13 protein-coding genes, 1 tRNA gene and 1 pseudogene are annotated in these 14,152 nt (G+C 66.8%); 7 read left to right on the plus strand and 8 right to left on the minus strand.

Annotated elements, in window-relative coordinates:
* A pseudogene (locus RT424_RS07070) lies at nucleotides 1-182 on the minus strand (hypothetical protein); the annotation flags it as partial.
* 136 nt (nucleotides 183-318) lie between these two features.
* Between RT424_RS07070 and RT424_RS07075 the strand changes: the two are divergent.
* From RT424_RS07075 to RT424_RS07090, 4 genes are read left to right on the plus strand one after another with little or no spacing between them, the layout of a single operon-like run.
* A complete protein-coding gene (locus tag RT424_RS07075; RefSeq protein ID WP_313435693.1) occupies nucleotides 319-1,287 on the plus strand; it encodes an Mrp/NBP35 family ATP-binding protein in 969 nt (322 codons plus the stop codon).
* Nucleotides 1,287-3,557 carry a molybdopterin cofactor-binding domain-containing protein gene (locus tag RT424_RS07080; protein ID WP_313435695.1) on the plus strand — a complete coding sequence of 757 codons (2,271 nt, stop codon included), beginning with the start codon at nucleotides 1,287-1,289 and terminating at the stop codon, nucleotides 3,555-3,557. Before RT424_RS07075 ends, RT424_RS07080 begins: the two co-directional genes overlap by 1 nt.
* Nucleotides 3,557-4,561, plus strand: coding sequence for a ferrochelatase (hemH, locus tag RT424_RS07085; RefSeq protein WP_313435697.1), 1,005 nt, complete (start codon nucleotides 3,557-3,559; stop codon nucleotides 4,559-4,561). The genes RT424_RS07080 and hemH overlap by 1 nt, the downstream gene beginning before the upstream one ends.
* Nucleotides 4,562-4,614: 53 nt before the next feature.
* Nucleotides 4,615-5,613, plus strand: coding sequence for a MarR family transcriptional regulator (locus tag RT424_RS07090; RefSeq protein WP_313435699.1), 999 nt, complete (start codon nucleotides 4,615-4,617; stop codon nucleotides 5,611-5,613).
* 34 nt (nucleotides 5,614-5,647) lie between these two features.
* On the opposite strand, the gene RT424_RS07095 is transcribed toward RT424_RS07090, so the two are convergent.
* The 4 genes from RT424_RS07095 to RT424_RS07110 all read right to left on the minus strand — a co-directional run bounded on the left by RT424_RS07095 (nucleotide 5,648) and on the right by RT424_RS07110 (nucleotide 9,843).
* Nucleotides 5,648-5,723 (minus strand) — tRNA-Thr (locus RT424_RS07095).
* 94 nt (nucleotides 5,724-5,817) lie between these two features.
* A complete protein-coding gene (locus tag RT424_RS07100; RefSeq protein WP_313435701.1) occupies nucleotides 5,818-7,557 on the minus strand; it encodes a DUF885 domain-containing protein in 1,740 nt (579 codons plus the stop codon).
* Nucleotides 7,558-7,626: 69 nt separating this feature from the next.
* A complete protein-coding gene (locus RT424_RS07105; RefSeq protein ID WP_313435703.1) occupies nucleotides 7,627-8,511 on the minus strand; it encodes a hypothetical protein in 885 nt (294 codons plus the stop codon).
* A 9-nt stretch (nucleotides 8,512-8,520) separates the two neighbouring features.
* On the minus strand, nucleotides 8,521-9,843 hold the full coding sequence (locus tag RT424_RS07110; protein WP_313435705.1) for a replication-associated recombination protein A: 1,323 nt from the start codon (nucleotides 9,841-9,843) through the stop codon (nucleotides 8,521-8,523).
* 111 nt (nucleotides 9,844-9,954) lie between these two features.
* On the opposite strand from RT424_RS07110, the gene RT424_RS07115 reads away from it, so the two are divergent.
* Together RT424_RS07115 and RT424_RS07120 are read left to right on the plus strand one after the other, a co-directional pair.
* A complete protein-coding gene (locus RT424_RS07115; RefSeq protein WP_313435707.1) occupies nucleotides 9,955-10,230 on the plus strand; it encodes a hypothetical protein in 276 nt (91 codons plus the stop codon).
* On the plus strand, nucleotides 10,227-10,373 hold the full coding sequence (locus RT424_RS07120) for a hypothetical protein (RefSeq protein ID WP_313435709.1): 147 nt from the start codon (nucleotides 10,227-10,229) through the stop codon (nucleotides 10,371-10,373). The genes RT424_RS07115 and RT424_RS07120 overlap by 4 nt, the downstream gene beginning before the upstream one ends.
* A gap of 159 nt (nucleotides 10,374-10,532) precedes the next feature.
* Here RT424_RS07120 and RT424_RS07125 read toward each other — a convergent pair whose 3' ends face one another.
* From RT424_RS07125 to RT424_RS07135, 3 genes are all read right to left on the minus strand, one after another.
* The gene (locus RT424_RS07125) at nucleotides 10,533-11,684 is read right to left on the minus strand and encodes a glycosyltransferase family 1 protein (protein ID WP_313435711.1); all 1,152 of its coding nucleotides are present in this window, start codon (nucleotides 11,682-11,684) and stop codon (nucleotides 10,533-10,535) included.
* 128 nt (nucleotides 11,685-11,812) lie between these two features.
* The gene (locus tag RT424_RS07130; RefSeq protein WP_313435713.1) at nucleotides 11,813-12,337 is read right to left on the minus strand and encodes a hypothetical protein; all 525 of its coding nucleotides are present in this window, start codon (nucleotides 12,335-12,337) and stop codon (nucleotides 11,813-11,815) included.
* A gap of 226 nt (nucleotides 12,338-12,563) precedes the next feature.
* Nucleotides 12,564-12,938, minus strand: a complete 375-nt coding sequence (locus tag RT424_RS07135; protein ID WP_313435715.1) for a hypothetical protein — start codon at nucleotides 12,936-12,938, stop codon at nucleotides 12,564-12,566.
* 261 nt (nucleotides 12,939-13,199) lie between these two features.
* Between RT424_RS07135 and RT424_RS07140 the strand changes: the two genes are divergently transcribed.
* On the plus strand, nucleotides 13,200-14,072 hold the full coding sequence (locus RT424_RS07140) for a hypothetical protein (protein WP_313435717.1): 873 nt from the start codon (nucleotides 13,200-13,202) through the stop codon (nucleotides 14,070-14,072).
* Nucleotides 14,073-14,152: the final 80 nt, after the last annotated feature.

Below are 14,152 nucleotides of genomic sequence, written 5' to 3' on the forward strand. Positions count from 1 at the left end.
CTTTCCGTGTCTCCCGTCACGGGTCGTTCCGGTTCGGAACTGTCGCCGGAACCGCTCTGCGAACCGTCTTCCGGCCCCTCGGATCCGGAGCCGGAATTTCCGTCATTGCCGCCGCCCCAGGGGCTCTGGCGTCCGCTCATGGCGAGACCGTGGGGCGAGTTTGCATCACCGATTGCTTTCATGGCTTTATCTATAGGTGCGGTATCCGCACAAAAACAGTGCCTCTCTTGCCCTTTTTCTCCGACTGCTTCACCTGAACCCCAAATTCTTCCTGAGGCGTGCCGGCATTTGGCACCGCCAGCTTTGGAAAAGGACGCGATGACCATTTCGGACGCCGATCGACTGAAAGCCCTCCTGCCGGCCGAGGTGGCGGGGCGGATCCAGTCGCTGCGGGTTGCCGACGGCAAGGTGAGCGTGGTGATCGATGCCACCGGCCTGTCCGTGCAGGATCGCGCGGGGCTGGAGCAGCTCGTCTCGGGCGCGCTCGATGGCCAGCCGGGCGTCGACGACGTGCGCGTGGCGGTCATGGCGGAGAAGCCGGTGCGGCGCATCCTGGCGGTGGGATCGGGCAAGGGCGGGGTCGGCAAGTCGACGCTGGCGGCCAATCTCGCCGTGGCGCTTTCGCGCATGGGGCGCAAGGTCGGGCTGGTCGATGCGGATATCTACGGACCCTCGCAGGCCCGCCTGCTCGGCACCGAGGGGCAGCGGCCGGTAGCGCACGAGAGCCGGCTGGTTCCGGTCGCCAGTGCTTTCGGCGTGCCGGTGCTGTCGATGGCCAACCTGCTGGAGCCGGGGCAGGCGATCGCCTGGCGTGGGCCGATGGTGGCGGGCGCGCTCACCAAGATGCTCGAAGGCCATTGGGACAATGCCGAAGTCGTCGTGGTGGACCTTCCGCCCGGCACCGGTGACGTGCAGCTGACCATGCTTCAGAAGTTCAAGCCGGCTGGCGCGGTCATCGTCTCCACGCCGCAGGATCTGGCGCTTATGGACGCCACGCGCGCGGTGGAGCTGTTCGAGAAGAGCGGCGTGCCGGTGGTGGGCGTCGTCGAGAACATGGCCGGCTATGCCTGCCCCCATTGCGGCGAGGTGAGCGATCCCTTCGGCATCGGCGGTGCCGAAGCGGCGGCGCGGGACATGGGGCAGACGTTCCTCGGCCGCATCCCGCTGGACATCGCCATTCGGCGCGACAGCGATGCCGGCAAGCCGCCCGCCGCCGGAGAAGGCCCTCAAGCCGAGGCTTTCGCCGCGCTTGCCGCTAAGGTTTCGGACTGGTTGGACAGCCACTGATGCCGCTTCCGCGCCCCTCCGTTTCCAGGAGGGGAATCCTGATCGGCGCGCTGGCGGGCGGCGGTCTTGCGGTGGGCTATCTGGTGCGTCCGCGCCGCTTTCCGCTTCCGCTCGAACCCGGCCGCGACGAATATGCCTTCGGCGCCTGGATCAAGATCGCGGCCGATGGCGTGGTCAGCGTCGCGGTGCCGCAAGTCGAGATGGGGCAGGGGGTGACCACGCTGCTGCCGCAGATCGTCGCCCACGAACTCGGCGCCGACTGGCGGCAGGTGGCGGTGGAGCCCGCCCCAGTCAGTGCGCTTTATGCCAACACCGTGCTGGCTGCGAAGTGGGCGCCGCTCTGGATGCCGTTCGCGTCCGGTCTTGCCGGGGCGCCCGAGGGCATGATCGCGCGGCGCTGGGCCGAGGATCGCCGCTTCAACGTCACGGCCGACGGGACTTCCGTCGCCGCCTATGAGGGACCGGCCCGCGCCGCCGCCGCTTCCGCGCGCGCGCTGTTGGTCCAGGCGGCAGCGGCGCGCTGGAACGTCGCGCCCGAGACGTGCGAAGTGGCCGCCGGGCTCGTCACGCATGGCGAAAAGCGGCTGAACTTCGGCCCGCTGGCAAGCGAGGCGGCAGGCTTCTCGCCGCCGGATCCGCCGCCGCTGCGTCCCGAGCCGATGGCCGAGAAGCCGGGCGAATTCGTCCCCGGCGCACCCTTGCGCTATCCCCGCCTGGACCTGCCCTCGAAAGTGGACGGATCGTGGACTTTCGCAGGCGACGTTCGCCTGCCGGACATGCTGCGCGCGGCGATCCGCCATGCGCCGCTCGGCAAGGCCAGTGTCTCGGGATACGACGGAAACGCCGGCAAGGGCCTGCGCGGCTTCGCGCGCTTCGTCCAGGGGCCGGACTGGGTGGCGGCGCTGGCGCAGGACTGGTGGACGGCGGAAACCGCACTCACCCGTGCCGCACCGCGCTTTCGCGTCGCGCGCGGCAGCGACAGCGGCGAGATCGACACGGCGCTGGACGAGGCCATGGCGCATGGCTCGCCCACGCGCATCCATCTGGCGGGAGACAAGGCCGCCGTCGAGGGCGCCATGCCCGTGCAGATCCGCTATGAAGTGGCCCCGGCCCTCCACGCGTCGATCGAGACCGCCTGCGCCACTGCGCGCTACAATGGCGGCCGCCTCGAACTCTGGATCGGCACCCAGGCGCCCGAAGCCGCCCGTACCGCCGCGGCAGAGGCGCTCGGGATCCATGCGGGCGACGTCGTGCTCTATCCCATGCCGATCGGCGGCAGTTTCGACCGGCGGCTGGAATGCGCCCACGCCGTGCAAGTCGCGATTCTGGCGAAGGAGGCGGGGCGTCCCGTGCAATTGACGGTTTCGCGACGGCAGGAGCACTTCGCCACCTTTCCCCGCGCGCCTGCGGTGGCCGTTATGGCCGCGCGGCCCGATCCCGAGGGAAGACCCCTCGCCTGGCGCGCCCGCATCGCCGCACCGGCTACCGCCCGCGAGTTCGGACGGCGCTTCTTCTTGGGCGATGCGCCGTTCGATGCGCTCGATGCCGTGGCCGAGGCCGACGATCCGATGGCGGTGGAAGGCGCGATTCCCGCCTATGCCGTGCCCAATCTGGCCGTCGATCACATCCCCGCCGCGATCGGCCTGCCGACCGCCCGGATGCGCGGCAATGCGCATGGTTACACCGCCTTCTTCAACGAGAGCTTCGTGGACGAACTGGCGCACCGGGCCGGGCGCGAGCCGCTCTCGTTCCGCATGGCGATGCTCGGCCACGATCCCCGCCTTGCCGAGTGCCTCCAGCGCGCGGCCAGTCTCTCGCAGTGGGGCGGAGGCGGCAACAACAGCGGCCAAGGCCTTGCTTGCCATGTCATCGGGGAAGCGCGCATCGCCGTGGTTGCCGGCGCCAGGCGGGACGAGAACGGGGTACGGGTGGACAAGCTGAGCGCCGTCGCCGACATCGGCCGCATCGTGAATCTGGACGTGGCGCGCCAGCAGATCGAGGGCGGCTTGGTCTTCGGGCTCGGGCTGGCGCTGGGGTGCAGTGCCAGTTACGCGGGCGGACGTCCGGACGGCGAGCGCCTGTCCGACCTTGCCCTGCCCACCCTGGCCGATTGCCCGGCGATCGAGGTGGAGTTCATCGACAGCACGGCCGATCCTGCTGACCCCGGCGAAATCGGGGTCGCGGTTGTCGCGCCCGCCGTCGCCAATGCGCTTTACTCGGCAACCGGGCTGCGTTTCCGCCGTTTGCCGCTTTTTGCCGAGGATATGTAATGTCTCCCAGTACTCAGCCGTCCCTGTCCGGCGGGATCGGCGTCCTTCTCGTGAACCTCGGCACGCCGGACGCGCCGACACCGTCCGCCGTCCGTCGCTATCTTGCCGAATTCCTCTCGGACCGCCGCGTCGTGGAGATCCCCGCGATCGCCTGGCAGCCGATCCTGCGCGGCGTCATCCTGCGGACCCGCCCTGCCAAGTCGGCCCACGCCTACAGGCAGGTCTGGACCGAGGAAGGCTCGCCGCTCGCCGCGATCACGCGGGCCCAGGGCGCACGCCTGCAAGAGCGCTTGGGCGCGCGGGCCAAGGTGGATTGGGCCATGCGCTACGGCAATCCTTCGATCCCCTCGCGGCTGGAGGCGATGACGCAGGCCGGGTGCGACCGCATCCTGGTGGCGCCGCTCTATCCGCAATATTCGGGCGCAACCACGGCTTCGGTGATGGACAAGCTGGGCGATGCGCTCGCCACGATGCGCGCGCAACCCGCGATCCGCACCCTGCCGCCCTATTTCAGCGATCCCGCCTATATCGGCGCGCTGGAAAGCGATCTCCTGCACCAGGTCGAGGCGCTGGACTTCGTGCCCGAGCTGCTGCTGCTTTCCTATCACGGCATGCCGCAGCGTACCGCCGACCTGGGCGATCCCTATCACCGGCATTGCCGGGAAACCTCGCGGCTGTTGAGCGAGCGCCTCGCGAAAGCCAGGCCGGACCTGCGCATCGAGACGAGCTTCCAGTCGCGTTTCGGCCGCGCCAAGTGGCTGGAGCCTTCGACCGAGGACGTCCTGGCGGCAGAAGCGAAAGCCGGGACGCGCCGTATCGCGGTGGCGGCGCCGGGATTCTCGGCCGACTGCGTGGAGACGCTGGAGGAATTGGCAATTCGGGGCCGGGAGGTTTTCGAGGAGGCCGGGGGGCAGAAGATCGCGGTGCTCGCCTGCCTGAACGATCATGCGGCCGGGATGGAGATGCTCGAAACACTGGTAACCCGCGAGATTTCGGGCTGGTAACAAGGTTTTAACCATCGATTGCGTTGACTTCGAAGGCCTACGTTATACCCCTGATGCAGTTGTCGAAGCAGGGGTGGGCGATCATGCAGGGCGCGGAAATCGCCGATTTCTCCTATGGAGTTTCATCCAGCGCGTCTGGTGCCAGGGCGGTGTCGCTGTCGATCTTCGTGGACAGGCCGCCCTTGCGTGCCACGATGCGGGAAGATGCGATCGCCGCCGGAGTGGAGGTCGCCCATGCGGCGCCGCTCAGGGAATTGATGGAGAACGAGGGGCGGCCGCTGGCCGATGTCGTTCTCCTCGATTGCCCGATCGTGGATGCGCAAGCCATGGCTGCGCTGGCGCGGCTGGACCTGCGGGCTGCCAGTGGCGAGACGCGGCTGATCGTGTCCACGTCGGTCGATGCGCTGGACGATGTCTTCGCCTGCATGGACATGTCGTCGCCGCTCCTTTTGGTTGACCCCAATCGTGCCGAGCGTGTCATGGCGCTGGGGCAGACGCTGGCAGGCTTCCCGGCCGCTCGCCTGAGAGAACTGTCCGACGACGATCGGCTGATGCTGCTGCGCCTTACCGAGCAGGTCGGGCAGATCGCGGGACACATCGACCGGCTGGCGCCGCGAGAGACGACGGCGGTCATGGAGCCGCGCAATTCGGTGGAGGGGCGGCCGGTGGAAAAGCGGGCCGTGCCGCTGGCAAAGTCTGCCAGCCTGCCTGAAGCGCGCCTGATTCGCCGCGTCATCCGCCAAAGGCAGTTGCGCGCGCGCTTCATCGAAGGCGAGTTTTTCGCCGATCCCGCCTGGGACATGTTGCTGGACCTTGCCGCCGCGCGCGTGGAAGGCAAGCGGGTTGCCGTAACCTCGCTTTGCATCGCCTCCGGCGTACCGCCGACCACGGCCTTGCGCTGGATCGGCGCCCTGGTTCAGGCCGGGCTGTTCCAACGCGTCTGCGATGAAAACGACCGTCGCCGGGCCTTCATCGAACTCACCGAAAACGCCGCAGACAGGATCGCCCGCTATTTCGACGAAATCTCCTCGCTAGGGGCGATCGTCCTTTAATCGTGACGTCAGGGTGTCGGAGAAAGGTGGACGGTGGTGCCGGCTACAGGATTCGAACCCGTGGCCCCCTGATTACAAATCAGGTGCTCTACCAACTGAGCTAAGCCGGCCCGGCGCATCGAAAGATCAAGATGCGCGAAACAAGTCCGGCGCCCTTACCGCGAGGGAGGGGCGCCGGTCCAGTTGCTTTTGTGAAATATCTACTCAGAAAATCGCGTGGGGCGCGTCTTCCTTCATCATTGCCTGGCGCACGAGCGGGATTGGCGGGCCGCCGTGGCTCAGGAACTGGTCGTGGAACGGCTTCCAGGCCGCGCGGCCTCCGCGTGAGGCGGTCCAGTCGTCGCGCAGCTTGCGGATCATCAACTTGCCGAGGGTATAGTTGAGGTAGGCCGGATCGTAAGTGCCGCGCGCGGCCTGCTGCTCTGCGGTGCCTTCGTCCTGATAGCATTCGTCCATGAACATGCGCTTGGACTGTTCCTGCGTCATGCCGCGCGCGTGGAGGCCGATGGCCGAGAGATAGCGGCAGTTGCGCAGCAGCGAGTTCGAAAGCTGGCCGACATGGACGCCCGCATCGCCGTTTCCGAGGCCTGCGTCCCACATCATCTCCTCGGCATAGTGCGCCCAGCCTTCCGCATAGGCATAGCCGACCCAGAGACGGCCCACCCAGGAAGGCGAGCGGTTCGAGTGGAGGAATTGCAGGAAGTGACCCGGCATGACCTCATGGACCGACGTGAACAGCAGGTCGTTCTTTCCGGGGATGTAATCCTGCTGCATCTGCTGCGACCAGGAGGGATCGGGCGGCGAGATATAGTAGACCGAGGGGATGCCCTTCTCCAGCGGCCCGGCGGGATCGATATAGGCCGAGTTCTGGCGGTTGTAGGGCGGGCTTTCCTCGACCAGCGCCTGCTCGGTGCCAGGGATCGTGGCGATGTCGTGCTGGCGCACGAAGGCGGTCAGCTCGGGGATCTGGAGGCGCGCGGCGGCGACGGGGCCGCCTTCCGGCTTGTCGGCGCGCATCTTGTCGAAGCAGCCCTGAATGTCCTTGCCGGGCGCATATTCGGCGCAGGCGGCCTTGAGCAGGTCCTGGTTGCGCTTGAGATCGGCGCGGCCCACGGCTTCGAGTTCGCCGAGCGGGGCATCGACGGCCTCGGTGGCGGCCAGCATGCGCGAGAAGCGCTCAGGCCCCATGGCGAAGTCCTGCGTCGGCGTGGCCTTGGCGAGCCAGTCCGAAAGGTCCTGCATGGCCTTGGCCGCGCTTTCCGAACTGGCCTTGAACTCGGCCTGGAGCTTCGCGTCCTTCACGTCGGCAAAAGCGGTGCGGGCATCGCCGCGATAATAATCGGCAAAGCCCGAGAATCCTGCGGTGCCGAGCTTGATGAAGCTGGCGGGCATGGCCGTCTTCAGATTGCCGCGAATCTGCGCGGCGGCGGTGGGCACGGCCTTGAAGAAGGCGATCATCGCCTTCATGCGCGTCGGCTTGTCGGCATAGGCGCGGCTGACGTAGACGTTCGGATCGAGGCCGCTCTCGATGTAGTAGCCGGGGTTGTTGTGCGGCTTGTCGGCGTCTTCCAGCCAGAACAGCTGGCCCTTGGCGACCTGGACGAGATAGTCGCGCTCGAACCCGTCCTCGGCGGAGAGGCCGGTGAAGGCCCCGGCGTCGGCGATCACTTTCTTCAGGAACGCGCCGCGTGCCTTGAGGCCGGCCGGGCTCCAGTCGGGCAGCTTGCCGTCGAACTGGTGCGCGCCCTGGTAGACGGCGAAGGAGGGATCCTGCGCCATCCAGGCTTCGATCGTACCGTTGACGAAGGCCTTCCACGGCGTGGCGGGCTTGCCGAGGGCGACCGATACGGCCGTAGGCGGTAAGGTGGCGGGCTTCGCTTGCGCGCTTTGGGTACCAAGACCGAGAGCAAGGCAGGCGATTCCTGCCAGCAACGCGTGTTTCATAGGCTGAATTGTCCCTGTCGATCATCTTGGGGGCACGTCGTTCATCGCCCCGATGGCGATGGTTCTGGGCTATGCCGCGCCGAAGGTCCAGCCCTCGGTCCGGGCCAGTTCGGGTGTCAGATCAAGGGGTTTCCACAGGTCCGCGCGCGGCGCGGCGGTGCGCATCCAGGCGGCGGTGAGCAGGGCGTCGGCGCTATGGTCGTCGATCGGGCCGGTGCCGCCGATCGCCGGGGCGCCCAGCACGGAAAGGGCGGCGTCGAGCGCCGCATGGTCGGTGATCTTGGCGCGGCTTGCAGTCCGTCCGGCGGCGACCGCGGCGAGGGTGGTATAGATCTCGGTCACCACCGATCCGCTTTCCGGTAGAGGATCGATCGGCCAGACCGGCAGCGCGCCGCCGAGCCGGTGCAGCAGCCGCATGCCGGTAAGGCTGGACTTGCCGACTTGCGCCGCGCCCACGAGGTTGAAGTTGGAGTAGGGCTTGCACCCTGCACGGGCCTGCGCTTCCTCGGTCACGCGCATGCGCCCGCGCCGGTGGAGCGCGGCGGGGAGATGGAAGCGGGCGCCTTCCCGGCCGCCGTGGCGGCGGAAGTAGGCGCTGAGTTCGGGGTGATCGACGAAGCTGGCGGCGGCCAAGTGCTCGTCCTGCGTGCAGACCGCATCGACCAGTGCCCAGAGCGCGCGGGCATCCGGCGGGCTGTCCGGCCAATCCGGGAAGAAGGCCCCGGCATCCGCGAAAGGCAGCGATATGCCGAGGTCGAGCCCGACCAGTGTATCTTCGGGCAATCCATCCAGCAGCAGGTGCAGCACATCCTCGCGCGACCAGTGGGGGTGGGTGGTCGGGCGAAGCAGGCGCGGGGCGCCGTCGAGGCTGCAAAGGGCGACGGCGATGCCCTTCTGGCGCGGGCCGAGCGCCCCCGACCAGTCGATCGCCATGAAATGCCGGAACCGGGGCATCGCTTCGCGCTATTCCTCGCGCCGCTCGGCCCGCTTGCGATCCCACCATTCGATGCGCTTGCGGATTTCCCGCTCGAAACCGCGTTCCACGGGGTCGTAGAAAGTCTGCGGGGTCATCTCCTCGGGCCAGTAGTCGTCGCCCGAGAAGCCGTCTGGCGCGTCGTGGTCGTAGGCGTAGTCCTTGCCGTAGCCGATATCCTTCATCAGCTTGGTCGGGGCATTGAGGATATTGGCGGGCGGCATGAGCGATCCCGTCTCTCGCGCGGAGCGGGTGGCGGCCTTGTACGCCATGTAGGCCGCATTCGATTTCGGCGCGGTGGCGACATAGAGGCAGGCCTGGGCGATCGCCAGTTCGCCTTCGGGTGAGCCGAGGAACTCGTAGGCCTGCTTGGCGGCAAGGCACTGGGCGAGCGCCTGCGGGTCGGCCAACCCGATGTCCTCGCTCGCCATGCGTACCAGGCGGCGCAGGAGGAACAGCGGTTCCTCCCCCGCGGTCAGCATGCGCGAGAGATAATAGAGCGCGGCCTGCGGGTCCGATCCGCGCACAGCCTTATGCAGGGCGGAGATCAGGTTGTAGTGGCCGTCGCGGTCCTTGTCGTAGACCGCGACGCGGCGTTGCAGGAACTGGCCGAGCCCTGCCGGGTCGAGCGGCTCTGCGATCCGCGCGGCATAGAGCGTCTCCGCCTGGTTGAGCAGAAAGCGTCCGTCGCCGTCTGCCGAGGCGACAAGCGCCGCGCGGGCATTGTCATCCAGCGGCAGCGGGCCTTCGAGGGCTTCGGCCTTGTCCAGCAGGCCGCCGAGCGCTTCCGGGCCGAGGCGATGCAGGATCAGCACTTGCGCACGGCTGAGCAGAGCGGCGTTGAGCGCGAAGCTGGGATTTTCCGTGGTCGCGCCGACCAGGGTGACAGTACCGCGCTCGACGAACGGCAGGAAGCCGTCCTGCTGGGCGCGGTTGAAGCGGTGGATCTCGTCCACGAAGAGCAGCGTGCGCTGCCCTGCGCGTGCCGCGAGATCGGCTTCGGCGAAAGCTTTCTTGAGATCGGCCACGCCCGAGAACACGGCCGACACGGCGGTGAAGCGCATGCCCACCGCGTCCGCCAGCAGGCGCGCGGTGCTGGTCTTGCCGGTGCCGGGCGGGCCCCAGAGGATCATCGAGGAGAGGCGGCCCGCTGCCACCATGCGCCCGATCGGGCCTTCCGGGCCGGTCAGGTGCTCCTGCCCTACCACGTCGTCCAGCGTGCGCGGGCGCAGGCGGTCCGCCAGCGGGGCATCCTCGCGCGGTTCGCCGGGGGCGGAGGAGGGCGGCAGGTCATCGGCAAAAAGGTCGGCCATGGCCACTATCTAGCTATTGTTCCGAGGAATTGCATCGGTTCCGGGGCAGGCGTATCCTGCAAGGCCGTAAACGGAAGGCAGGGAGGGTAAGCGATGGCCGGAACCTTGGGAGTGAGAACCCCACGGCATCTATGGATCGTCGGGGTGCTGGCGCTGGTGTGGAACGCCTTCGGATGCACCGATTTCTCGATGACCGTCACGCGCAATCCCGAATGGCTCGCACCCCTCTCGCCCGAGATGATCGACTGGCTGGACGCAGCGCCGAGCTGGACGATCGTCACCTGGGCGCTGGGCGTATGGGGCGGGCTGGCGGGTTCGCTGCTGCTACTCCTGCGTTCGCGCTGGCGGTGGCGGCCTTTACCATCTCGCTGCTGGGGCTGGCGGTGAACCAGATCTACCCGTTCGTATCGGAAGTACCGGCGATGCTGACCAGCCCGGCCAGCATCGGCATAACGCTGGTGATCTGGGCCGTGGCCTTGTTCCTGCTCTGGTATGCGGTGCGGCTGCGCAATGCAGGCGTACTGCGGTAAGGTAAGGCGCGCGGGGCCGGCCCATACCACCACGTCATCCTGAACTTGTTTCAGGATCCATCTTGCCGATCCCACCGCCGTCGATGGTCAGAAATGGATCCTGAAACAAGTTCAGGATGACGGCGTGTGGGATTGAAATGGTCTGGCGGCGAAGCTGCTTCAGCCCCGCGAACGCTGTCGGACGAGGCGCACATATGTGTCCGCCACAGCCTGGTTGATTCGATCCCAGCTGAAGTCGAGCGCGCGGGCTTCTCCAGCCAGGCCGTGCGCGGCGCGCAGTTCCGCGTTTTCGATGTAGGCCTTCAAGGCTTCGGCGAACTGGTGGATGGCGCCCGGAGGAATCAGGCGGCCGGAAACGTGGTCGTCGACCAGGCTCTGGCTGCCGGTGGCGGCGGCGGCGATCACAGGCAAGCGGCAGGCCATCGCTTCCAGCGTGACGTTGCCGAAGGTTTCGGTGACCGAGGGGTTGAACAGCATGTCCATGCTGGCCACCGCGCGGGCAAGCTCGGCGCCCTGCTGGAAGCCGACGAAGGCGGCCTGCGGCAGGCGAGCCTGGAACCATTCGCGCGCCGGTCCTTCGCCGACGACGAGCACGCGATGCGCAACACCCCGGCGGGTGAGGTCGTCCAGCGTGTCTGAAAAGACGTCGAGGCCTTTCTCCATGACCAGGCGGCCGAGGAAGCCCACGACCACTTCATGGTCGGAGATTCCCTGGGCGCGGCGCCAGGCGAGGTCGCGGCGGTCTGGGTGGAAGATTTCGCGATCGACGCCGCGCGACCAGATCGACACATCGTAGTTCATGCGCTGCTCGCGCAGAAGCTGGGCCATCGATTCCGAAGGCGCCACCAGCGCATCGCAACGACGGTAGAAGCGGCGCAGGATCGCCTCGATCACCGGCTCGCCCCAGGCCATGTTGTAATAGCGCAAGTAGGTCTCGAACCGGGTATGCACCGAAGCGAGCACCGGCAATCCGCGCGCGCGCGCCCAGGTCACGGCCTGGTGCCCGACCGGATCGGGCGAGGAGACGTGGACCACGTTCGGCGCGAAAGCCTTGAGATCGCGGCGCGCCTTCATCGAGATCGCCAGCGGAACGCGATATTCGGGACGGTTCGGGATCGGCAGCGAATGGATGCCGATCAGATCGCCGGTGGGTTCGAAGGCCGGGTTCTTCACTACGGGCGCATAGACCCGAACTTGCGCGCCCTGACGCAGAAGATAGCCGACAAGGCGATTGAGCGCCTGGTTGGCACCGTCACGGACATAGTTGTAGTTGCCCGAAAACAGGGCGATGCGCAGGTCGGCGGTTTGCATGGTGGGCGCCCCATAGCCTTCCCCGCCGCAAATGGCGAGTAGGCTTCATGGCCGGTTGCTGGTTCCTGCGGAAAACCGCCGATCGCAATGCTGTCCCCGGCGCGGGATAGCGCGCCGGGGAAGCCTGGTTAGCGGCGCCAGTCTCGACGACGGTCGTCCCGGCGCCGATCGTCGCGCCTGCGATCGTCGCGCCAGCGGTCACGACCGCGGTCCCAGCGGTCGCGGCCACGATCCCAACGGTTCCGGTCGCCCCTCCAGCCCCGGCGATCGTCCCGCCAGGCATGGCGGCCGTCGCGCCAGCGGTCGCGACCGTTCCAGCGGTCCCGATAGTAAGGCGCATAGTACCGGTCGTAGTAGCGATCCCGGTAGTACCGGTTAGGCGCGCCGTCATAGTAGTAGTAATAGCCGGGTCGGTCGCGAACGGTCACGTATCGGCGCGAATCGTAATACCCGCGATCGTAGTATCGGTCGTCGTCGCGATCGGCCAGAGCCGCGCCGAGAGCGAGGCCGATCACGCCCGCGCCGATGGCGATGGCCGCGTCGTTTCCGCCTCTGTCGTAGTAGTCTCGCGCCATGGCCGGCGCGGAAGCGGTCAGGGCCGAGGCCGCAAGCGCTGTCGCAAGCCCGAAGGACTTCCAGTTCAATTTGATCATATCGCACTCCTTTCCGGGCCAACCAAGTTACGGCGGAGTCGGTGGGCACGTTGGAGGTTCAAAATCCGCCCCTAGGGGTGAACTTGGCGTGAATTCGGCCTTTCCTGCGACGAACCGTCTATCGCATGAAAAATGCCGATGAAACAAAGACGCCCGGCCGTTAGGCCGGGCGTCTCCAGCAGGCCGGAGAGGGGTTTTTCCGGTCTGCCTCGGTGGTTCGTCTCGATCAGTAGCCGCGGCGGAAGTCACCGCGATCGCGGTCGTATCCACGGCGATAGTCGCCGCGCTGGTAACGGTCGTAGTCGTCGCGGTTATGGCGTCCGCCGTCGCGGTCCCAGTACCAGCCGTCGCGATACTGCCAGCTGCTGTCGTAGGCGGAGCCGTAGCTGCTCCCATAATAGCGATCGTCCCGATAGCGATCGCGGTTATTGTTCGAAGCGAGGATCGCGCCCAGGGCCACGCCGATCACCCCGGCGCCGATAGCGACGGCGGCTGTGTTGTCGTTGTTGCGATAGTGGTCGCGCGCCATCGCGGGGGTGGCGCTTGCCAGCGCCGTTGCGGCGAGGGCAGTGGCGATCGCGGTGTTGCGGAAGAATGTCATAGTCGAAACTCCTTGCTGGGCAGGGGCTCCGGTGGGGCCGGGGTCTCGTCCCTTGTTGAAGTTCTTCTACGCTGGTGAGGCTGAACCGGATCGAAGCGCGATGAGCAGATTTCGTTCAGGTTTGTATAGGATTGTATGAATGATCCTGCGTCGATCCTCCGCCTATCTGCTATTCGGCTTCGGTTCGTCGCAGAAAAGGAAACAAAATCCACTGGTTGAACTTCACGCAGAGCCAAGCATGAATTTGACAGGGATATTACCATGAAAACTGCCCGCCTTCTTTCGTCGGCAATCGGCCTTGCCGTTGCCGTCGTTGCGGTTCCGGCCATGGCGCAGGACGATACGGCGCCGATCGCCGTCGACACCCCCGCGCGCGACAGCCACTTCGACGGACCTTATGTTCAGGCATTCGGCGGCCTTTCGACGCGGGGCAACGACAGCGGAGACGGCCTGCGCTTCGATACCGACGGTGACGGTCGGTACGACAATACGGTGAACACCGCCGCAGGGGCGAATGCCTTCGCTCCCGGCTTCTGCAACGGACGCGCACTGGGCTCGACCCCTGACGGCGGTTGCCGCAGCGACAAGGACGGCGCCGAATACGGCGTACGCTTCGGTTACGACAAGCGCATGGGCAACTTCGTGCTCGGCGGCCTGGTGGAAGGCGTAAAGAGCGAGGCCAAGGATGCCACGTCCGGCTTCAGCAGCACGCCCGCCAGCTACGTCATCCAGCGCCAGCTCGACTACGGCCTCAATGCCCGCCTGCGCGCCGGCTACACCCCCGGCGGCGGCGCGCTGTTCTATGTGACGGGCGGCGGCGGTGTCGCCAAGATCGACCACACCTTCCTGACCACCAACACCGCCAACTCGTTCGATCCGCAGCGGAACAACAAGCTGGTCTGGGGCTGGCAGGCAGGCGGCGGCGGCGAAATCATGGTCGCCCGCAACGTCAGCCTGGGCCTCGAATACCTCTACAACCGCTACAACGACAACAAGTATAGCGTCGAAGTCGGTCCCGGCACGGCGCCGGCAACCAATCCATTCCTGATCGATTCGGGCTCGACGAGCATCAAGGGATCGAACAAGAACTTTTCGTATCACTCGCTGCGCGCGACGGTCGGCTTCCAGTTCTGATCCCGACCATACCCTGATTGGGAGAGGGCCAAAAACGGCTCCAGTACACGAGAAAGGGGCGGCAACCTTGTGGTTGCCGC

It is taken from the genome of Novosphingobium sp., from assembly GCF_032093395.1.
Classification (GTDB): Bacteria; Pseudomonadota; Alphaproteobacteria; order Sphingomonadales; family Sphingomonadaceae; genus Novosphingobium.